Genomic DNA, 20,165 nt, shown 5'->3' on the forward strand with positions numbered 1-20,165 from the left:
GCTAATTTAGTCAATTTTCTATTATAAGGTAAAAAAAAGCGATATCTGATGAGATATCGCCTAAATTTAGAGGGCTGAATTAACTATCCAGATTAACTATCGGGATACCTTTTCTTAAGAATCCTCCAAGTTTGCGTTGATAAAAAGGTGATACATGGTGGATCATAAAATGACTTACACCTTTTTCATCTTTATCCACAAAGCAAAAATCTAGTGATTGCCCTTCTTCTAAATATTCAAAAGCTGATTCAGCCGCTTGAGGGAGTATTTGCGCAATCGCCTCTTCTTCACCCGTTATTTCTAAACCAATAAGATAAAACGACTCTTCATTATCTTGCTCCTGAGCATTAACAATAAAGGCACGGCGGATCGGTTTATGTTCACCAAAAAATTCGCTAAGTGCGGTTGTTAATTCTTCAGGTTGTGGCTCTAGAACGCTTAACTTTAAAGAAGAACCTTCAACAGAAACAATTTCTTGTGTCTCAAATTGTTCAGATACACCCATTACAAACTCCAAATCAAATAACGTTTATTATTTTGCTTTTGCTAATAACAGATTCGCGATAGAACGCACACCGTAACCCGTAGCACCTGCTGCCCATTGTTCTACAGAAGATTTTCTGTACGTTGCTGAACAATCAATATGTACCCAACCTTTTTTGTAGTCAGTCACAAAGTGCGATAAGAATGCAGCAGCTGTACTTGCACCCGCAGTATGAGAAGGTGCGGCAATATTGTTTAAATCAGCGAAGCTAGAAGGTAATTGGCTACGATGGAAATCTGCTAATGGCAGACGCCAGAACAATTCATTTTCTTGTTCAGCACTAGTCAGTAACTCTGCTGCTAATTTATCATCAAAGCTCAATACAGAGTGGTAATCATTACCTACTGCAACTTTAGCAGCACCTGTTAATGTTGCTGCATCGATAATCAACTCTGGTGCAATATTGCTTGCATCAATTAAACCATCCGCTAAAACTAAACGGCCTTCAGCATCGGTATTCATGATTTCAACTGATTTGCCATTACGGTAACGGATAATATCACCTAATTTAAAGGCATTACCGCTGACCATGTTATCTGCAATGCACAGCAGTAGTTTTACGCGTTTATTTAAACCACGAGTAACCGCTAATGCTAAAGCACCCGCTAACGTTGCTGCACCACCCATATCGGCTTTCATTGAATTCATAGATGATGAAGGTTTGATGCTATAACCACCTGAGTCAAAAGTAATACCTTTACCAACTAAGCAAGCAAATACAGGAGCATTACTATCTTTGGTTGGGTTGAAATCTAATGCTAAATAGACAGGGTCACGAGAAGAGCCGCGACCAACTGTATAGATACCTGCATAGTTTTGATCGCGTAGATCAACGCCTTTGGTGATCTTATAGCTAATATCTTCTTTATCAAGACCACAGAAAAGATCAACCGTGCGTTGTGCCAGTTGTTCTGGTCCTAATTCTTCTGCTGGTGTATTGATGGTATCTCTAACCCAATCAACGATGCGAATACGTGATTCTAGTTCGTGTTTATCAGCATCATTTAATTGTGGCCATTCGATTGAACGAGCGCCTTTAGGTGCTCTAAAACCTAACCAGAAAGCCCAACTACGTTCTAAATCCCAGCCGTCGCCAACAAGTGCAACATTACGAATGCCTTGACTATCAACTTTACGTCCACCGCGCTGAATAGCGCCTAAACGGTTTTCTTCCGTTAAGTGGATTGTCATGCCGGTTTCGCTAGTGCTAATTAGTGCTTTTTCACCCCAACATGCAGCAGCAGGTTCATTTGACAGCATGATAGACATAATTTGTTTATTCATTTATTGTCTCACTTATTATTACTGGTGGCAGTTAACCTATTCAGACTACCAGATATTTAGCGTTTAGCGTGATCAATTTACTGCAAAAACCAAGAGGTCACCATTATCATCCAGTGATCTTCCGTATTTACATGATATTCCTCGAAGAAGATCGCATAACAAAATATCTCTACTCCCCTCTTTATGGTTATTTTTAAATCACTGACAAGGTGGAATGTAAAAGGTCATAATGCAAAAAGACCGGCAATAAGCCAGTCTTTTAAGTTTACGGTGTCGTCAATTATTCAAATTCATCAAGCCAAACAAGTAAAATAGCTTCAAGAATTTTTTCATTGGATTTCTGTGGATCATCATCAAAATCTTCTAAATCACAAATCCACTGATGCATATCAGTAAAGCGTACTGTTTTAGGATCAGTGTCAGGGTAAAGATCAAATAACGCTTCCCCTATTTCACGCGTGTCACTCCATTTCATGCTCGACTCCTAAAATTAATGCTCTCTTGCGTGGTTAATCGAATATTTAGGGATCTCAACAACTAAATCTTCGTCAGTCACTTTTGCTTGGCAACTTAAGCGGCTTTCAGGCTCTAAACCCCACGCTTTATCTAACATGTCGTCTTCAAGCTCAGAGCTCTCTTCTAGTGAATCAAAACCTTCACGCACTACACAGTGACAAGTTGTACATGCACAAGACATTTCACAAGCATGTTCAATCTCGATACCGTTGCGTAATGCGACATCTAGAATAGACTCACCTTCTGTTGCGTCAACAACAGCACCTTCAGGGCACAGTGTGCTATGGGGTAAAAATACAATTTTAGGCATAGTTATATCTCATCCACAGAATGACCTGCCAACGCTTGTCGAATAGATGAATCCATACGACGCGCTGCAAAATCCTGAGTTTGCTTATCCAGTAGTTTAATCGCGTTTTCAATAGCAACAGGATCTGTTCCTTCAACGCTCTCTATTAAGGTATCTACAACTTTGTCGATAGCCGTTTTCTCATCTTCATTTAACAGATGAGCATCTTCTTCTAATGCTGCGGTTAAACTTTCTAACACACGAGCTGCTTCGACTTTTTGCTCGGCTAAACGACGAGCTTGTAAATCTTCTTGGGCATTTTCCATCGAAGATTGGATCATCTTAGCGATTTCAATATCACTAAGACCATAAGAAGGCTTGACCTGTACTGAGGCTTCAACACCCGTTGATTTTTCCATCGCACTAACACTAAGTAAGCCATCAGCATCAACTTGGAATGTGACACGAATATGTGCGCCACCCGCAGCCATTGGCGGAATTCCACGCAGTGTAAAACGAGCAAGAGAACGACAATCGCTCACCATTTCACGCTCACCTTGGACAACGTGAACACTCATTGCGGTTTGACCATCTTTGAATGTCGTAAATTCCTGTGCTCTGGCAACAGGAATAGTGGTATTGCGAGGGATCACTTTCTCAACTAATCCGCCCATTGTTTCAAGGCCAAGAGAAAGAGGAATAACATCCAGCAATAGCATTTCACTATCCGGTTTATTACCCACCAAAATATCAGCTTGGATTGAAGCACCAATGGCAACTACTTTATCTGGATCAATTGAAGTTAAAGGTTCACGTTTAAAATAATCACCAACCATTTGACGAACCAATGGTACACGTGTTGAACCACCAACCATAACCACTTCTAAAACTTCATCTATTTCAACATCTGCGTCTTTTAATGCGCGGCGAACAGATAATAGTGTACGCTTCACTAATGATTGAATTAATGATTCAAACTCAGCTCGAGTGATCTCACCTTTCCATCCATTAATGTTGATATCCGTAACATCATTATCACTCAATGCAATTTTAGTTTCTGACGCAACATCCAGTAATTGACGTTGTAATACAGCATCTTTTTGATGTCCAAAACCAGCACGTTCTCTTATCCAATCTGCCAGCATCATATCAAAATCATCGCCACCTAACGCGGTATCACCGCCAGTCGCTAAGACTTCAAAAACACCTTTAGTTAAACGAAGAACAGAGATATCAAAAGTACCACCACCTAAGTCATAAACAACGATGGTGCCTTCTTTTCCTGAATCTAGACCATAGGCAATAGCAGCTGCTGTAGGTTCGTTTAATAAACGTAAAACATGCAAACCAGCACGACGAGCGGCTTCTTTTGTGCCTTGACGTTGAGCATCATCAAAATAAGCGGGTACAGTAACAACAACACCATCAAGTTCGCCACCTAATGATTGTGTTGCACGTTCAGCCAATGTTTTTAAGATGTCAGAAGAGACTTGAATAGGATCAACAATACCTGCCGCTGTTTTGATCAGCGGTAAACCATTGTCATTTTCATGAAAATGATAAGGAAGGTTTGGATAACGGCTTGTCACATCACTCAGTGAGCGACCCACCATTCTTTTAATTGAGCTTATCGTGTTAGCAGGATCTTTTTCTGCTTCTTTTTTAGCATTCCAACCAACGTTGATATTATCAACTTGATACTGCACGACAGATGGCAATAAATAGCGACCTTCGTTGTCAGAAAGCGCTTCGGCTTGCCCACTACGTACAGTGGCAACTAATGAGTGTGTCGTACCTAAATCAATACCCGCTGCAAGCCGGCGCTGATGCGGTGCAGGCGTTTGACCTGGTTCACTAATTTGTAATAATGACATAACTATTTCCCTTAAAAACCATCAAACAAGCGTTCTTCAAGTTGTTCTACTTGCTCTTTTAATTTCGCGAGAAAACGTAATTTTCTCACATTATCTGCAGCAACATCCCAAGTTTGATCCTCTAGCGTTTTGACCATTTCATCATGGCGTACTGTGTACATTTTTTCTAAACGCGCAGAAAAATCGGCTAACAAACTTTCGGCTTCAGCACTGTGTTCGATGTTATCCAGCTCTTCACGTAATGTGAGTTGCTCCATTAAAAAAGCAGTATCGTGCATCGTTTGTTGCTCATTAGCAATATCGATACCGTGTAATGAGAGCATGTATTCAGCTCTTGAGAGTGGATTTTTTAAGGTCTGATAAGCCTGATTGATGGTTGAAGCAAGCGAGATTGCTTGAGCCTGTTCTTTTTCAGACTGACCTGCAAAACGATCTGGGTGATATTGACGCTGCATATCTTGATAACGTGTAGCAAGTTGCTGTTTATCAATATCAAAACGATTAGGCATGCCTAATAGTGTGAAATAGTCCATACATCTACTCTTGGATTAATTAACGTTAATACTGTGTTTTAACACAAATTACACAGTGAAGCTTTCACCACAACCACACTCATTCGATACATTTGGGTTGTTAAATTTAAAGCCTTCGTTTAATCCTTCTTTGACGAAATCAAGCTCTGTTCCATCTAAATAGACCATGCTTTTACCATCAACGATAACTTTCACACCTTTGTCTTCAAAAACAGTATCTTCGTCATTGATGACATCAGCAAACTCAAGAACATAAGCCATTCCAGAACAACCGGATGTTCTTACGCCTAAACGTAAACCTTCACCTTTTCCACGGTTAGATAGGAAAGAGCGAACACGATTAGCGGCGGATTCTGTAAGGGAAATTGACATGGCACACCTCACTCATAAAGAACGAAAGCGGATACTGAAAAAAAGTTTCAGCATCCGCCAATATTTTATTTTTTTATTATAAAAGACAATTACTTGCCTTGGCGTTTGCTTTTATAGTCTGCAATCGCTGCTTTTATTGCATCTTCTGCAAGAATTGAACAGTGAATTTTCACTGGTGGTAATTCTAATTCTTCGGCAATTGCTGTGTTCTTAATAGATTCGGCTTCATCTAATGTTTTGCCTTTCATCCATTCTGTTACCAGTGAACTTGATGCAATTGCTGAACCACAACCATAAGTTTTAAAACGCGCATCTTCAATTACGCCATTATCGTCAACTTTGATTTGCAGTTTCATAACGTCACCACAAGCAGGTGCGCCAACCATACCACTCCCTACAGTAGGGTCATTATTATCAAATGATCCCACATTACGAGGGTTTTCATAATGATCAATTACTTTATCGCTATAAGCCATGATTTAACTCCTGAAAACGTCTGATTAATGGTGAGACCATTCGATACTGTTGATATCAACACCTTGTTTATGCATATCCCAAAGTGGAGAAAGATCACGTAAGCGACCAATTGCACTGTGGATTTGTTCAATTGCATAATCTATTTCTTCTTCTGTGGTGAAACGACCCAGAGAGAAGCGAATAGAACTGTGTGCAAGTTCATCAGTTAAACCTAACGCACGCAGTACATAAGAAGGTTCTAAACTTGCTGAAGTACAGGCTGAGCCTGAAGAAACAGCAAGATCTTTCAGTGCCATCATTAATGATTCACCTTCAACATAGTTGAAGCTCACATTAAGAATGTTTGGCGCAGTGTGTTCTAAAGAACCGTTGATATAAACTTCTTCGATATCTTTAATGCCATTCCATAAACGCAAACGTAATTCGTTTAAGCGTTTAGTTTCATCAGCCATTTCTTCTTTCAAAATACGGTAAGCTTCGCCCATACCCACAATTTGGTGAACGGCTAATGTACCTGAACGCATACCACGCTCATGTCCGCCACCATGCATTTGTGCTTCTAAACGAATACGTGGTTTACGACGAACATAAAGTGCACCGATACCCATAGGACCGTAAACTTTATGCGCAGAAAGAGAAAGTAAATCAACTTTTAACTTAGAAAGATCAATCGGTAATTTACCAACGCTTTGTGTTGCGTCTACATGGTAAATAATACCTTTACTACGGCATAATTCACCGATAGCAGCAATATCTTGTACAACACCAATTTCGTTATTTACATGCATGATAGAAACTAAAATAGTGTCTTCACGCATCGCTTCTTCAAGCTCTTTCAGGTCAATTAGACCATCACTTTTTGGTGCTAAATAAGTGACTTCAAAACCTTCACGCTCAAGTTGACGACAAGTGTCTAAAATGGCTTTATGTTCGGTTTTTGAAGTGATGATGTGCTTACCTTTTTTCTGGTAAAAGTTAGCAACACCTTTTAGTGCGAGGTTATCAGCTTCAGTTGCGCCTGATGTGAATACGATTTCACGAGGATCTGCACCGATTAAATCAGCAATCTGATTACGTGCAATATCAATAGCTTCTTCTGCTTGCCAACCAAAACGGTGTGAACGAGAGGCTGGGTTACCAAAAATGCCATCAATAGTCAGGCATTGCATCATTTTTTCAGCAACTCGTGGATCAACAGGAGTGGTTGCTGAATAATCTAGATAAATGGGTAATTTCATTGCTCACTAACTCCAAAGACGACGGATCTTCTTTAATAATTTTGTTTTTGCCTACCTAGAGATCGCCGTTAAACTCGCATATTAACAATGGTTTCTTGTAAACGACCATTAATAGCATGGCGTTTTTCATTGTCTTGACGATCGGCGACATCCATAACCTCTTCGTTATTTACTAACTCTTCAAGGCTGATACTGCTTAGGAAACTGGTTATACGATCACTTAAATCACGCCACAAAGTATGAGTCAGGCAACGATCGCCACCTTGACAACCTTCTTTGTTACCCTGACAACGGGTAGCATCGACAGATTCATCAACCGCAGAAATAACTTGAGCAACAAAAATTTGTCCTGCATCACGACCTAATAAATAGCCGCCACCAGGACCACGAACACTTGCGACTAATTCATTTTTGCGCAAACGTGAGAAAAGCTGCTCAAGATAAGAAAGGGAAATCCCTTGACGCTCTGAAATATCAGCGAGGGGGACAGGGCCTTGCTGTGAATGCAATGCAACATCAAGCATTGCAGTAACTGCGTAACGCCCTTTTGATGTCAGTCTCATAACAAATACTCCGTGGTGAACAATAATCAAATTGTGTCATTCCCGAGTAATTTAGTCAACTATTTATCCGAGTGTTTTAGTCAAGTATTATACTCAGCCAAAAGTTGACTTAAGTTAATCAACTTTGCCCTCTATTTCTTAGCCCATTTCTCAACTGACGTCAGGATGCCACGTAAGATATGAAGCTCTTGTGTTTCTGGGCGCGCACGCGTAAATAGACGGCGTAAACGGCTCATCACTTGTCCCGGATGTTTAGGACGAATAAAACCAGATTCATTAAGCACCTGCTCTAAATGAACGTAAAAACGTTCTATATCATCTGCTGGTGGATAATCAATCTCTGATGGGCCATTTTCCTCTTGTTTTTCTTCTTGGGCAAGTGCTGCCATACGAATTTCATAACTAACAAGCTGAACAGCCATCGCTAAATTTAAAGAACCATATTCTGGATTAGTTGGAACATACAGATGAAAATCACATTTTTGTAATTCTTCATTAGTTAAACCTGTGCGTTCGCGGCCAAAAATAACAGCAACAGGCTTATTTTTAGCTTCCATAACACAACGCTCACCACATTCACGAGGTGCAAGCATTGGCCAAGAAAGTGTACGGCTACGGGCGCTTGTTCCTATGACTAAACCACAGCCTTCAATCGCTTCATCGATACTATTAACAATATGTGCATTGCCAATAACATCACTTGCACCTGCTGATAGGGCAATAGAATGTGAATCTGGTTTTTCTTTTGGATTAACAAAATAAAGATTGGTTAATCCCATGGTTTTCATAGCACGAGCTGTAGAGCCCATATTGCCTGTATGCGAGGTTTCTACAAGGATGATGCGAATATTTTCTAACATTGATTTCTTGTTAATTGCTTTGTGATCCATCTATTTTATCACAATTGTAGCCAGAAACACGAATGCCTGTTATACTCTCGCACGTTTTTTATCCCCGTTCTTTAACATCTTGTGGAAGATAACCATGCATCCGATGCTGAATATTGCCATACGTGCCGCACGTAAGGCTGGTAATTTAATCGCCAAAAATTACGAAAATCCTGAATCTGTAGAAACTAATCAGAAAGGTACCAATGATTTTGTCACTAACGTTGACCGTGACGCAGAACAAGCAATCATTGAAATCATCCGTAAATCTTATCCAAAACACACCATTATTACGGAAGAAAGTGGCGAGTTACTCGGTGAAGATCACGACATACAATGGGTTATTGATCCACTTGATGGCACGACTAACTTCATTAAACGTCTTCCACACTTCTCTGTTTCTATTGCTGTACGCATTAAAGGCCGTACTGAAGTGGCTGTTGTTTACGATCCTATGCGTAACGAATTATTCTCAGCCGTTCGTGGTCAAGGTGCACAGTTAAATGGTTATCGTCTACGTGGCTCTAACGCTCGCGATTTAGACGGTGCAGTTCTTGCGACTGGTTTCCCATTCAAAAGCAAACAACATTCAGCTGCTTACATGAATATGTTAGGTAAACTGTTTGTACCTTGTGCTGATTTCCGTCGCACTGGTTCAGCAGCTTTAGATTTAGCTTATGTTGCAGCTGGCCGTGTCGATGGTTTCTTTGAGATTGGCTTAAAACCTTGGGATTTCTTAGGTGGCGAATTAATCGCTCGTGAAGCAGGTGCTATCGTTTCTGACTTTACTGGTAATCATGGCTACCTACAAACAGGTAATATTGTTGCAGGTAATCCACGTGTTGTCAGAGCATTATTAGCTGAAATTCGTAGTGAATTAACAGATGCATTAAAACGTTAATTTCGTTGATACGAATAAAATATATACAAAGAAAAAGACCATAATATTATGGTCTTTTTTATTACCTACTGATTTATTGTTAATAGTGCATTTACTGATAATTGGCTAATTTCTTGGGCTATTTTATCTAATAACTGCGATGTCATTTCCTGTTTATCAATACGTAATAAAAATGCTTTTCTCGCGATCACAAACCCAAGTATTTGCCCAATAACGGCATGAGCACGAATAGTAGTCGTTAATGTGTCACTCTTTTTATCGATTAATTCGATAAGATGAGATAATCGTAAATGAAAAGGCTCAATTAAATTACGATAAATCAGCTCATAATTTTCAGTTGGTTCCAGTTGCTCACGTAAAATCAACTGACTGTAATAATGGCGTTCAGGTGCTAATAAAGCGCGCGTTAATCCTGAGACTAATAAAGGGATCAGAGAAGCAAGTAATTCACGATCTAACTTATTTTCTTTTAATAAAAACTGAAGCTTATTATCAAATTGGTCAAAATGAATTTCTGACGCTAATTCTGTCGCAATATATTGAATAACGGCAGTATAAACGCCTAGTTTTCCACCAAAATGATAAGGAATTGCTGATTGATTAACACCAGCATCCTGCGCAAGTTGTCTCGTTCTCAACCCACTAATTCCGTGTAGTGCAAAAAGCTTAATACCTTCTTGTACTAACTTTTCTTGAGTCTGTTCTGTACTTATCGCGGTTTTACTGGTGTTTTTCATTGTTTATTAACTATTTATTATTAGGCTTATAAATCAGCCCGCATTAATTGTGTTGAGTTTGAATTTAACTCAATCCCTTTACTTTTACCAACTACAACCGTACCACCTAAGTTACATAAGTGATGACCAAAGCCACAGTTAGGCTCAAACGCAAACGTCATGCCCTCTTGTAATACAAGCTCTCGACCCGGGTTTGGTAATCGTTCAATTTGTTTATAACGACTCGCCAATGGTAATGATTCGATACCCGGAGCAGTACCAAAACCAATAGGTCCATAAGGATTGATGCTATGGATAAGTGGATGCACATGCCATCCCCCTGATTGTAATAATGGTTTTTCCATTAAATCAACCACTTCACCAAAAGTAACGCCCGCCTTTAAATGCTCAACACCTATTTCATAACATTCGCGAGCAACCAAAGCGGCTTTTTCTAAATTTTCATGAATTTTACCCACTGCAACAGCAGCTTGGTGTTGTGTTTCATACATTCCATATAAAGCGAAAATTTCTGATAACACAATATCACCCATTTGAATTTCACGAGGTGCTTGTGAGCGATATTGCCAAGCAGGAGGACCCCAACCGATATATTCAGAGCCTGAACCCATTAGAATTTCAGCCGTAAACCCACCTCTGGATAAGCAAGTTGCAGTAATAGCAGCCGCAAGATCAGCTTCTGTCGCCCCAGGTCTGGTTGTGACGCGCATTGCTTCACTCATTGCTTCACCAATAGCGGCGGCATATCTTACATGTGTCAGTTCTTCTTCACTTTTAACGGATGCACGTTTAAAGAAATCACGATAAACACAGCTAAATTTCGCATAAGGGAATGCATCCTTAATACCGTTTAGAGTATTAAATGGCATTGCACCATCAAAATAGAATGGAGGATAAGGCTCTAAGCCAATAACACCAATATGTGCATTTTGCTGCACACCCATTTCTTTTAGTAATTGAGCAATATTACGCCCTGTTTTTCCTACAACAAGATTATCTTCATCAATCCACTGCAAATCACCACGTAGCTTTGCTTGCATATGATCGGCGATCATCATTGGTGCAAAAGTGACTATCAATGGTTTTTTATCTTCATGAAAAATAACAACCGATCCTAGTCGGTCATTTGTAAAATAGTGATCAATACAAAATGGTGCCGGCGCGGCGGATTCTCTATCACCATAGATAATCAATGTATCTAACTGATTATCTCTCATAATATCTCTAGCTAACTGCCAGCGTCTGTCTCTTTCTTGTAAAGAAAAACTGGCTGGGATCACTGATTTATTGTTCATAACAATACCTTTTTCATATTCATTCATTTGAATGAATTAAATCTAAACCTAATATTTAGAATGGTCAATTATTCGCTTGATCAAAAAATGCGCTTTTAAAGGAGAAAATAAAAAGATCTGCAATATCAAGGGACATTACAGATCTTAATTTTTATAAAATAGAGAAATTAGGTATTTTGAGGTTGTACTCTTGGTCTGATAAACATAGCAGGGATCGTTAATGCTGCCATTAACCAGAAGATCAATGACTCTTGATTAGGAAGTTTTTCATACAACCAACCAGAGACAATGGTCATGATCGCAATACTTCCACCCATCGCCAAAGCCGAATACACCGCTTGTAGACGAATAATTTCGTGCTCTTGACGTGCACTAATAAAGCGCATTGCCGCTAAATGGCACACCGTAAACGTACCACTATGTAAGATTTGAACAACAATAAGTGCGGGTAATGCGGTAAAACTCCCCATTAACCCCCAACGTAAAAGCCCAGCAAAAGCAGAAAGTAAGAGTAGATTTCTTGCGCTCCAGCGGCGGAATAAACGATGGCTGAGCATAAAAACAACCACCTCTGAAACCACACCTAATGACCAAAGATAGCCGATTGTTGCGGTGTCATACCCTGCTTTTTCCCAATAAAGTGCACTAAAACCATAATAAGCAGCGTGCGCACCTTGCAGTAAAGAGACACACAACAGAAAACGCCAAACTGGCCCATCTGAAATGAGTTTCATAAAAGACACATTGTTGTGTTCTGCTTTTTTCACTTTACCCTGTGGCATAACTTTAGGGCGGAGCATAGATGTCAGGAATAGTGCTAAAGTACTGGCAATCAATCCATAAAGAATAATGGGATGTCCAAAAGCATCAATTAAAACACCTAGCAATGATGAGCTAATAATAAAAGCGATTGAGCCCCAAACGCGGATTTTCCCATAGTCAAAAGGAAACTGTTTTTGCCACGTTCCAGCTAGAGAATCCCCTAAAGGCACCATCGGTGAAAAGAAAACGTTAAATCCTGTCATTACAAAGAATAACCATGCCCAATGGCTACCCATCATAAATGCAACAGTAAAAAGTAATGAGAGAAAAGCAAACAATCTCAATGCAGTAATAAGTTTTGACGGATCCTTTACCGCAGGCGTTAAAATTAGGCTACCAACAAAACGTGCGGTTAAACCTACACCTAATAACAGACCTATCATTGCAGGATCGACACCCTCACCTTTTAGCCATATGGACCAAAAGGGTAAAAAGATGCCGTATGAAAAGAAATAGGTAAAATAATCTAAGGCAAGCCACAATGTTGATGGAATAACCATCCAATCCCCCATTTTTAAGATGCAAAAAAACCCGCCAAGAACAAGTTCTCGAAGCGGGCTTGTACAACGGGTTTTATTATATCGTTACAAACTTATGCGTAAACTGGAAATTTAGCGCAGATATCCAAGACTTTTTGTTTCACTTTCTCAATGTTCGCTTCATCATTGATATTATCAAGGACATCACACATCCAACCGGCTAATTCACGAGCTTCCGCTTCTTTAAAACCACGACGTGTAATCGCTGGAGAACCGATACGAACACCAGAAGTTACAAATGGGCTACGTGGATCATTTGGTACGCTGTTTTTGTTAACAGTGATATTTGCACGACCCAGTGCAGCATCTGCATCTTTACCTGTAATATCTTTATCAACTAAATCTAATAAAAACAGGTGGTTTTCAGTTCCGCCAGACACTACTTTATAACCGCGATCTAAGAAAACTTCTACCATTGCTTTCGAGTTTTTAGCAACTTGTTGCTGATAAACTTTAAATTCTGGCTCCATAGCTTCTTTTAATGCAACCGCTTTACCTGCAATAACATGCATTAAAGGGCCACCTTGAGAGCCAGGGAATACAGCAGAGTTCAGTTTTTTATAAAACTCTTCATCGCCACCTTTAGCAAGGATAAGACCACCGCGTGGACCTGCTAAAGTTTTATGGGTTGTTGTTGTAACAACATGTGCATGAGGAACAGGGTTAGGATAAACACCTGCTGCAACCATACCTGCAACGTGAGCCATATCAACAAATAAGAATGCACCAATGCTGTCTGCGATTTCGCGCATTTTAGCCCAATCAACCAGACCAGAATAAGCAGAGAATCCGCCAATGATCATTTTTGGTTGATGTTTTTTAGCTTGAATAGCGATATCTTCGTAGTCAATTTTACCTGATTCATCAATACCATAAGGTACGATGTTATACAGTTTACCAGAGAAGTTAACTGGTGAACCATGAGTTAAGTGACCGCCTTGTGCTAGGTTCATACCTAAAACAGTATCACCTGGTTTTAACAATGCCATATAGACAGCGGCATTCGCTTGAGAGCCTGAGTGAGGCTGTACGTTAGCGTAATCTGCACCAAATAATGCTTTTGCACGATCAATAGCCAGTTGCTCTACAACATCCACATACTCACAACCACCGTAGTAACGTTTACCCGGATAGCCTTCAGCATATTTATTTGTCAGCTGAGATCCCTGCGCCTGCATAACACGAGGGCTGGTATAGTTTTCAGAAGCAATAAGTTCGATGTGCTCTTCTTGACGAGTCACTTCACCTTCCATTGCATTCCATAATTCTGGATCGTAATCAGCAATATTCATTTCACGTTTTAACATTCACATCTCCTGACTCAGCTAACTTCACTAAAGACAAACTCCCATGCGGGAGAAAGAATGGCATACAGTGTAAACTCTTTTTCTTCATTGAGATAGCCCCTAATGAAAAAATACGCAATCGTTTGCCATCCAACTATAACAGCACATTATTACTTTTTAACAACCCAATTTTATCCTGTACTTATTCCCCTTTTTGAGGCACATCTCGCCTTATTTTGCAAACACCCCGCATCATTCTCTAAGAATTGAGATTTTTTGTTAAAAAATAAAAACAGAGATTTACAAAATAATCAAAAAGAGATAAGTTGCATACAAAATGCAATTTATAAAAATTCACAATAAACTGAAAATCTTTCAGGAGCAATTATGTTAGATGCACAAACTATCGCGACAATTAAATCAACCATTCCCCTCATTGCTAAAACGGGTCCTGCATTAACCGCCCACTTTTATGACCGAATGTTTTCTCGCCATCCAGAATTAAAAGATATTTTCACCATGAGCCATCAAAGCAGTGGTGCACAACGCGAAGCCTTATTTAATGCGATATGCGCTTATGCAACGAACATTGAAAACTTAGCCACCATTTTGCCTGCCGTTGAGAAAATTGCACAAAAACATGTCAGTTTAAATATTCTTCCTGAGCACTATCCCATCGTCGGTGAAAATTTATTAGCAACAATTGATGAGATGTTTAGCCCTGGGCAAGAGGTGTTAGATGCTTGGGGAGCAGCTTATCAAGTATTGGCTGATGTCTTTATCAATCGTGAAGAACAAATTTATCAGCAAAAAGAACAAACAAGCGGCGGTTGGAGAGGATTACGAAACTTTAAAGTTAAACATAAAGTAAAACAAAGTGATGTCATTACCAGTTTTGAATTAGAGCCAGAAGATGGACTTTCTGTGACTCCTTATCAAGCTGGACAATATTTAAGCCTTTATATCCGTGATGAGCGCCTTGAAAATCAAGAAATACGTCAATATTCATTAACTCAATCATCAAATAATAAAACCTATCGCATTGCAGTAAAACGCGAAGATAAAGGTATTTTATCGAATTTTCTTCATGACCATATTCAAGAAGGTGATACTTTACAAGTTGCCGCACCAGGGGGCGATTTCTATTTAGATGTATCTCCAACAACACCCGTAACCTTAATTTCAGCTGGTGTGGGTTTAACGCCAATGTTGTCTATGTTGCACACACTTTCAACTCATCAAGCTAATATTAATTGGTTACATGCGGCTGAACATGGTGGCGTTCATGCGTTTAAAGATGAGGTTAATCAAGTCAGCAATCAACTTTCACACTATCAACAAGCGATATGGTATCGCACACCACGCACTGAAGATGTACAAAATAAAGATTATCAATTCGAAGGTTTAATGACATTAAAACAAGTTGAAGATTGGTTAGCTATTCCTGATATGCATTTCTATTTTTGTGGCCCATTACCTTTTATGCAATCTGTTGCTAAACAACTTATGGAACTGGGTATTAATAGTGAAAAGCTTCATTATGAATGTTTTGGTCCTCATGCTGTTATTACACAAGACTTACAATAAAAATACCTTCATTAACGTTCAATTTTAAATTGAATAAAAAAAGCGCTGGTTATATTTATCAGCGCTTTTCTTGGTTATTTCACTACCTTTTTATGGTCGATATTTATTTTCAATCGCAGCGGGAATAACATGATCTTTGGCAGAAAAACCATACCAAATAACACTAATTAAACAGAGCGTATAACCAAATAATTCACTGCCCTCTTCCACCATATTTTTAACGGCGCGGTTATAATCCTCACCCAATAATTTATGCCAAAGTATTCCCATGCCAAATAGACGAGAGAACAATAAAACACATAATAAACCAGCAACTAACATCCCATGGCTTGGGTGAGTAATGAAATGAATTAAGCCTTTTAACGTTCTTTTACCTTCTCTAATTGCAATAGCAATACAAATAAATGTCACCGTTAGAGCAAACCAAACCCAAGATCCGTGTGCAATCTGATCAAAAACACCATCTAACTCACGAATTAAAATACACAAGAAAAAGCCCATAATAAGCGTGAACGCTCCCCGTTGTTCACTGTTCTGGCATGCTTTAATAAAAAAGAATAAGCAAATAATGGCGACGATGATTTCTTGACCTAATTCAGTTACTGACGTTTCAGAAATACCATTATCAAGAACTAAAATATCAAGAAAAATAAATCCCGTTGTGATAGCGATTAACACTGCTGCACATAAAAATAAAGCGAGACGCTTTAATAAATAATTAAACACTATTTTGCCCATACCTTAATAATTTTTTAATATGATGATAATAACTTTCCTCAAAAGTTATTGAATAACATTTTGTGCCTTAAAGTTCATAAAAAATAGTAAAATAAATTGTTCAGTATCTTCAATAGACTTGCATAAGATATAAATAGCATTATAGGCAAAACATTAAAAAATGAATTATGCGCAAGAAAAAGAAAAAGCCCGATATTTTGATTAAAAATATCGGGCTTTAATAAAAATAAATAATATAAATATTTGGCTTAAGTTTAATTACTATATAGCTTAACTACATTATTGCTTAACTAAATAGCCTCTTCGTCTTGTTCGCCAGTACGAATACGAATAACACGACTCACATCGAAGACAAAAATCTTACCATCACCAATTTTACCTGTTTGTGCCGTTGTCATAATTGTATCTACACAAGTTTCAACAATTTCATCAGAGACAACAATTTCAATTTTCACTTTAGGTAAAAAATCGACCATGTATTCAGCACCGCGGTAAAGCTCAGTATGCCCTTTTTGGCGACCAAAACCTTTCACTTCTGTTACGGTCATTCCCGTGATACCCACTTCGCCGAGTGCTTCTCTTACATCATCTAATTTAAACGGCTTAATTATCGCTTCAATTTTTTTCATCGTATTATCCTGCTATTACCAGTTGTGGCGACCAAAACCGCTTGTAATTGGGTATCTGCGATCTTTACCAAAATTACGACTTGTAATACGTGGCCCAACAGGGGCTTGACGTCGCTTGTATTCATTAATATCGACTAATTTTATCACTTTACGGACAGTCGCTTCATCAAATCCAGCCGCAACTAAATCAGATACAGATTTATCTTGCTCAACATAGCCTTCAAGAATGGCATCCAAAATATCATAAGGAGGTAGATTATCTTGGTCTGTTTGTCCCGGTGCAAGTTCTGCTGATGGTGGTCTATCAATAACACGCTGAGGAATAGCAGGTGAAAGTGTATTACGATATTTAGAAAGCTCGAATACTAATGTTTTAGGTACATCTTTTAGTACATCAAAACCACCAGCCATATCACCATACAATGTGGAATACCCCACAGCTGATTCACTTTTATTGCTTGTAGTTAATACTAAACGACGGCGTTTATTCGACATTGCCATTAAAATAACAGCGCGACAACGTGCTTGTAGGTTTTCCTCAGTAGTATCTGCGGCAGTATCTTTAAACATAGGTGCAAGCTGCGCCATAAAAGCATCAAACATAGGTTCAATAGAAACCGTATCAAACTCAACACCTAATAAATCTGCTTGCTCTTTAGCGTCATGAATACTCATTTCTGAAGTATAACGAAATGGCATCATAACAGCCTGAACACTCTCTTTGCCTAAAGCATCAGCGGCGATAGCAACGGTTAATCCAGAGTCAATACCACCAGATAACCCTAGAATAGCCCCTTTAAAACCGTTCTTAGTGACGTAATCACGCGTTGCAAGTACTAATGCTTGATAAACTTGCGCTAAAGGTGAAAGTTCCGGAGCAGGATCTGCCATTGGGATAATGTTTAATTCGTCGAATTCAACAATAGCAGTCTGTTCATCAAATGCAGCTAAACGATGTGTAATAGCACCCCGTTCATCAAATACTTTTGAACAACCATCAAATACCAACTCATCCTGACCACCAATTTGGTTAAGATAGATCACTGGAAGGTGTGTTCTTTGGCAATGTTCTTTAATGAGCTGTGTACGAACATGCGGTTTTTCACGATTATAAGGTGAAGCATTAATAGATAGAACGAGATCAGCTCCCGCTTGTTTTAATGCATCAATCGGTTCATTGATCCAGATATCTTCACAAATTAACAAACCTAAGTGATAACCTTTAAACGGAACCACACAACGCTCATTTCCTTGTTGGAAATAACGCTTCTCATCAAACACACCATAATTAGGTAATTGCTGTTTGAAATAACGCGCTTGTAATTCACCTTTATAGAAAAATGAAAGTGCGTTATAAATTTTGCCGTTTTGCCACCAAGGATGTCCAACAACAATCGCTATTTTTTTGCTTGCTTGTTCTAAACGCGTAAGTTGTGTTTCACAACGCTGTTGGAAATCAGGACGAAATAGCAGATCTTCAGGAGAGTAACCGCATAAAGCCAGCTCAGAAAACATGACCAGATCGGCATCTTCTTGTGCTTTAACGGTAGATAACATGCGTTCGCAGTTACCTTCAATATCACCAACAACCCAATTAAGTTGAGCCATGGCGAGTTTTAGTTTACGACTCATAAAAATTAGTCTCTCCGCTATCTTCCGCATAAAAGGAAAGTTAGTTTAAAAATATATTCGTTATCTGAAAAGGTTATTCTTTAAAATCATTCGCATCTAGCTCATGACGAGATAACAATTTATAAAACTCAGTTCGATTGCGCCCAGCCATACGTGCAGCTTGAGTCACATTGCCTTTTGTCATTTGCAAAAGCTTTCTCAAATAGGTCATTTCAAAATGACCTCTTGCTTCTGCAAATGTGGGCAGCGCTGTATTTTCACCTTGTAAGGCCTGTGTTACAAGCGCTTCACTAATCACGGGGGCTGTTGTTAATGCAACACATTGCTCAATAACGTTAACTAATTGACGCACATTACCCGGCCAACTTGCTGTCATTAAGCATTTCATCGCATCGGTTGAAAAGCTTCGGACAAAAGGTTTATGGCGTTTCGCTGACTCTCTCAATAAGTGATTAGCAAGAATAGGAATATCTTCAGCTCTCTCACTTAATGTCGGAATACGTAAATTAACCACATTTAAACGATAGAACAGATCTTCACGAAATTCATTACGTTCCATCGCTTTAGGTAAATCACGATGCGTTGCAGAAAGGATACGTACATCAATATCAATATCGCGATTACTGCCTAATGGGCGAACTTTTCGCTCTTGTAAAACACGTAATAATTTAACTTGCAATGCCATTGGCATGTCGCCAATTTCATCTAAAAATAGAGTGCCCCCTTCGGCTGCCTGAAATAATCCTTCACGACTACTCACAGCTCCTGTAAAAGCACCTTTCGCATGACCAAATAGTTCAGATTCTAAAAGTTGCTCAGGTAAGGCACCACAGTTAATGGCAATAAAAGGTTTTTTCGCTCTAGGGCTTGCGCGATGAATGGCTTGAGCAAGAACTTCTTTACCCGTACCGCTTTGACCATTGATAAGCACACTGACATCTGATTGAGCGACTAGTTTTGCTTGCTCTAATAAACGTAGCATTTGCGGGCTACGTGTCACGATATCTTTTGACCACTCTTCATCTGAAACAATAGTGACAAGTTCCAGCGCTTCATCAATCGCTTTATAAAGTGCGTCTCTATCAACGGGTTTAGTTAAGAAACTAAATACACCTTGCTGTGTTGCAGCTACGGCATCAGGAATAGAGCCATGAGCCGTAAGAATGATCACTGGCATGCCAGGTTGTTGCCGTTGTATCTCAGCAAACAACGCCATCCCATCCATTTCATCCATTCGGAGATCGCTGATAACAAGGTCTATTTTTTCTTTTAAGAGAAGTTTTAGTGCTTCTTGTCCACTTTCAGCGGTGAAGATATGAAAACCTTCACTTGTTAATCGCATACCAAGTAACTTTAATAACCCAGGATCGTCATCGACAAGTAAAAGATTTGCTGATTTATGGCCAGCCATGCACATTCTCC

At 39.2% G+C, this 20,165-nt stretch carries 21 protein-coding genes; 2 read left to right on the forward strand and 19 right to left on the reverse strand.

Annotated elements, in window-relative coordinates; all coding sequences use genetic code 11:
* Nucleotides 1–79: 79 nt before the first annotated feature.
* The 11 genes from ABN236_RS15200 to trmJ form a co-directional block, all read right to left on the reverse strand.
* Complete coding sequence (locus ABN236_RS15200) at nucleotides 80–505, reverse strand: enhanced serine sensitivity protein SseB C-terminal domain-containing protein (protein WP_088495056.1); 426 nt, start codon at nucleotides 503–505, stop codon at nucleotides 80–82.
* 27 nt (nucleotides 506–532) lie between these two features.
* A complete protein-coding gene (gene pepB / locus ABN236_RS15205; protein WP_349474338.1) occupies nucleotides 533–1,828 on the reverse strand; it encodes an aminopeptidase PepB in 1,296 nt (431 codons plus the stop codon).
* Between the two features lie 280 nt (nucleotides 1,829–2,108).
* Nucleotides 2,109–2,303 carry a Fe-S cluster assembly protein IscX gene (gene iscX, locus ABN236_RS15210; protein WP_006533441.1) on the reverse strand — a complete coding sequence of 65 codons (195 nt, stop codon included), beginning with the start codon at nucleotides 2,301–2,303 and terminating at the stop codon, nucleotides 2,109–2,111.
* A gap of 15 nt (nucleotides 2,304–2,318) precedes the next feature.
* Complete coding sequence (gene fdx / locus ABN236_RS15215) at nucleotides 2,319–2,654, reverse strand: ISC system 2Fe-2S type ferredoxin (protein ID WP_006533442.1); 336 nt, start codon at nucleotides 2,652–2,654, stop codon at nucleotides 2,319–2,321.
* A gap of 2 nt (nucleotides 2,655–2,656) precedes the next feature.
* Nucleotides 2,657–4,507 (reverse strand): Fe-S protein assembly chaperone HscA, encoded by a 1,851-nt coding sequence (gene hscA, locus ABN236_RS15220; RefSeq protein WP_349474339.1) that lies wholly within the window; start codon nucleotides 4,505–4,507, stop codon nucleotides 2,657–2,659.
* Nucleotides 4,508–4,518: 11 nt separating this feature from the next.
* A complete protein-coding gene (hscB, locus tag ABN236_RS15225) occupies nucleotides 4,519–5,040 on the reverse strand; it encodes a co-chaperone HscB (protein WP_088495053.1) in 522 nt (173 codons plus the stop codon).
* A 48-nt stretch (nucleotides 5,041–5,088) separates the two neighbouring features.
* Entirely contained in the window at nucleotides 5,089–5,412 is a 324-nt protein-coding gene (iscA, locus tag ABN236_RS15230; protein ID WP_006533446.1) for an iron-sulfur cluster assembly protein IscA, read from the reverse strand.
* An 89-nt stretch (nucleotides 5,413–5,501) separates the two neighbouring features.
* A complete protein-coding gene (gene iscU / locus ABN236_RS15235) occupies nucleotides 5,502–5,888 on the reverse strand; it encodes a Fe-S cluster assembly scaffold IscU (protein WP_023581622.1) in 387 nt (128 codons plus the stop codon).
* Nucleotides 5,889–5,912: 24 nt separating this feature from the next.
* Nucleotides 5,913–7,127 (reverse strand): IscS subfamily cysteine desulfurase, encoded by a 1,215-nt coding sequence (locus tag ABN236_RS15240; protein ID WP_072063243.1) that lies wholly within the window; start codon nucleotides 7,125–7,127, stop codon nucleotides 5,913–5,915.
* Between the two features lie 68 nt (nucleotides 7,128–7,195).
* Nucleotides 7,196–7,690 (reverse strand): Fe-S cluster assembly transcriptional regulator IscR, encoded by a 495-nt coding sequence (gene iscR / locus ABN236_RS15245; protein WP_006533450.1) that lies wholly within the window; start codon nucleotides 7,688–7,690, stop codon nucleotides 7,196–7,198.
* 131 nt (nucleotides 7,691–7,821) lie between these two features.
* The gene (gene trmJ, locus ABN236_RS15250) at nucleotides 7,822–8,550 is read right to left on the reverse strand and encodes a tRNA (cytosine(32)/uridine(32)-2'-O)-methyltransferase TrmJ (protein WP_349474396.1); all 729 of its coding nucleotides are present in this window, start codon (nucleotides 8,548–8,550) and stop codon (nucleotides 7,822–7,824) included.
* 124 nt (nucleotides 8,551–8,674) lie between these two features.
* Between trmJ and suhB the strand changes: the two genes are divergently transcribed.
* On the forward strand, nucleotides 8,675–9,478 hold the full coding sequence (gene suhB, locus ABN236_RS15255; RefSeq protein WP_023581619.1) for an inositol-1-monophosphatase: 804 nt from the start codon (nucleotides 8,675–8,677) through the stop codon (nucleotides 9,476–9,478).
* Between the two features lie 65 nt (nucleotides 9,479–9,543).
* Here suhB and ABN236_RS15260 read toward each other — a convergent pair whose 3' ends face one another.
* The 4 genes from ABN236_RS15260 to glyA all read right to left on the reverse strand — a co-directional run bounded on the left by ABN236_RS15260 (nucleotide 9,544) and on the right by glyA (nucleotide 14,178).
* Nucleotides 9,544–10,215 (reverse strand): CerR family C-terminal domain-containing protein, encoded by a 672-nt coding sequence (locus ABN236_RS15260; RefSeq protein WP_088495050.1) that lies wholly within the window; start codon nucleotides 10,213–10,215, stop codon nucleotides 9,544–9,546.
* Between the two features lie 26 nt (nucleotides 10,216–10,241).
* Nucleotides 10,242–11,510: a M24 family metallopeptidase gene (locus tag ABN236_RS15265; RefSeq protein WP_349474340.1), complete on the reverse strand. Its 1,269-nt coding sequence runs from the start codon at nucleotides 11,508–11,510 to the stop codon at nucleotides 10,242–10,244.
* A gap of 167 nt (nucleotides 11,511–11,677) precedes the next feature.
* Nucleotides 11,678–12,832 carry a 3-phenylpropionate MFS transporter gene (locus ABN236_RS15270; protein WP_349474341.1) on the reverse strand — a complete coding sequence of 385 codons (1,155 nt, stop codon included), beginning with the start codon at nucleotides 12,830–12,832 and terminating at the stop codon, nucleotides 11,678–11,680.
* 92 nt (nucleotides 12,833–12,924) lie between these two features.
* Nucleotides 12,925–14,178 (reverse strand): serine hydroxymethyltransferase, encoded by a 1,254-nt coding sequence (gene glyA, locus ABN236_RS15275; RefSeq protein WP_088495048.1) that lies wholly within the window; start codon nucleotides 14,176–14,178, stop codon nucleotides 12,925–12,927.
* Nucleotides 14,179–14,544: 366 nt separating this feature from the next.
* Here glyA and hmpA point away from each other — a divergent pair, with 366 nt between their 5' ends.
* On the forward strand, nucleotides 14,545–15,744 hold the full coding sequence (hmpA, locus tag ABN236_RS15280) for an NO-inducible flavohemoprotein (RefSeq protein WP_349474342.1): 1,200 nt from the start codon (nucleotides 14,545–14,547) through the stop codon (nucleotides 15,742–15,744).
* 90 nt (nucleotides 15,745–15,834) lie between these two features.
* Here hmpA and ABN236_RS15285 read toward each other — a convergent pair whose 3' ends face one another.
* The 4 genes from ABN236_RS15285 to glrR all read right to left on the reverse strand — a co-directional run bounded on the left by ABN236_RS15285 (nucleotide 15,835) and on the right by glrR (nucleotide 20,154).
* On the reverse strand, nucleotides 15,835–16,482 hold the full coding sequence (locus ABN236_RS15285; RefSeq protein ID WP_349474343.1) for a hypothetical protein: 648 nt from the start codon (nucleotides 16,480–16,482) through the stop codon (nucleotides 15,835–15,837).
* A 290-nt stretch (nucleotides 16,483–16,772) separates the two neighbouring features.
* Nucleotides 16,773–17,111, reverse strand: coding sequence for a nitrogen regulatory protein P-II (gene glnB / locus ABN236_RS15290; RefSeq protein WP_023581614.1), 339 nt, complete (start codon nucleotides 17,109–17,111; stop codon nucleotides 16,773–16,775).
* A gap of 15 nt (nucleotides 17,112–17,126) precedes the next feature.
* Nucleotides 17,127–18,743 (reverse strand): NAD+ synthase, encoded by a 1,617-nt coding sequence (locus ABN236_RS15295; RefSeq protein ID WP_088495045.1) that lies wholly within the window; start codon nucleotides 18,741–18,743, stop codon nucleotides 17,127–17,129.
* Nucleotides 18,744–18,816: 73 nt separating this feature from the next.
* Nucleotides 18,817–20,154: a two-component system response regulator GlrR gene (gene glrR, locus ABN236_RS15300; protein ID WP_023581612.1), complete on the reverse strand. Its 1,338-nt coding sequence runs from the start codon at nucleotides 20,152–20,154 to the stop codon at nucleotides 18,817–18,819.
* Nucleotides 20,155–20,165 lie beyond the last annotated feature (11 nt).

Origin of the sequence: Proteus sp. fly-1013, assembly GCF_040140245.1 — a bacterium.
Taxonomy (GTDB): Bacteria; Pseudomonadota; Gammaproteobacteria; order Enterobacterales; family Enterobacteriaceae; genus Proteus; species Proteus mirabilis_B.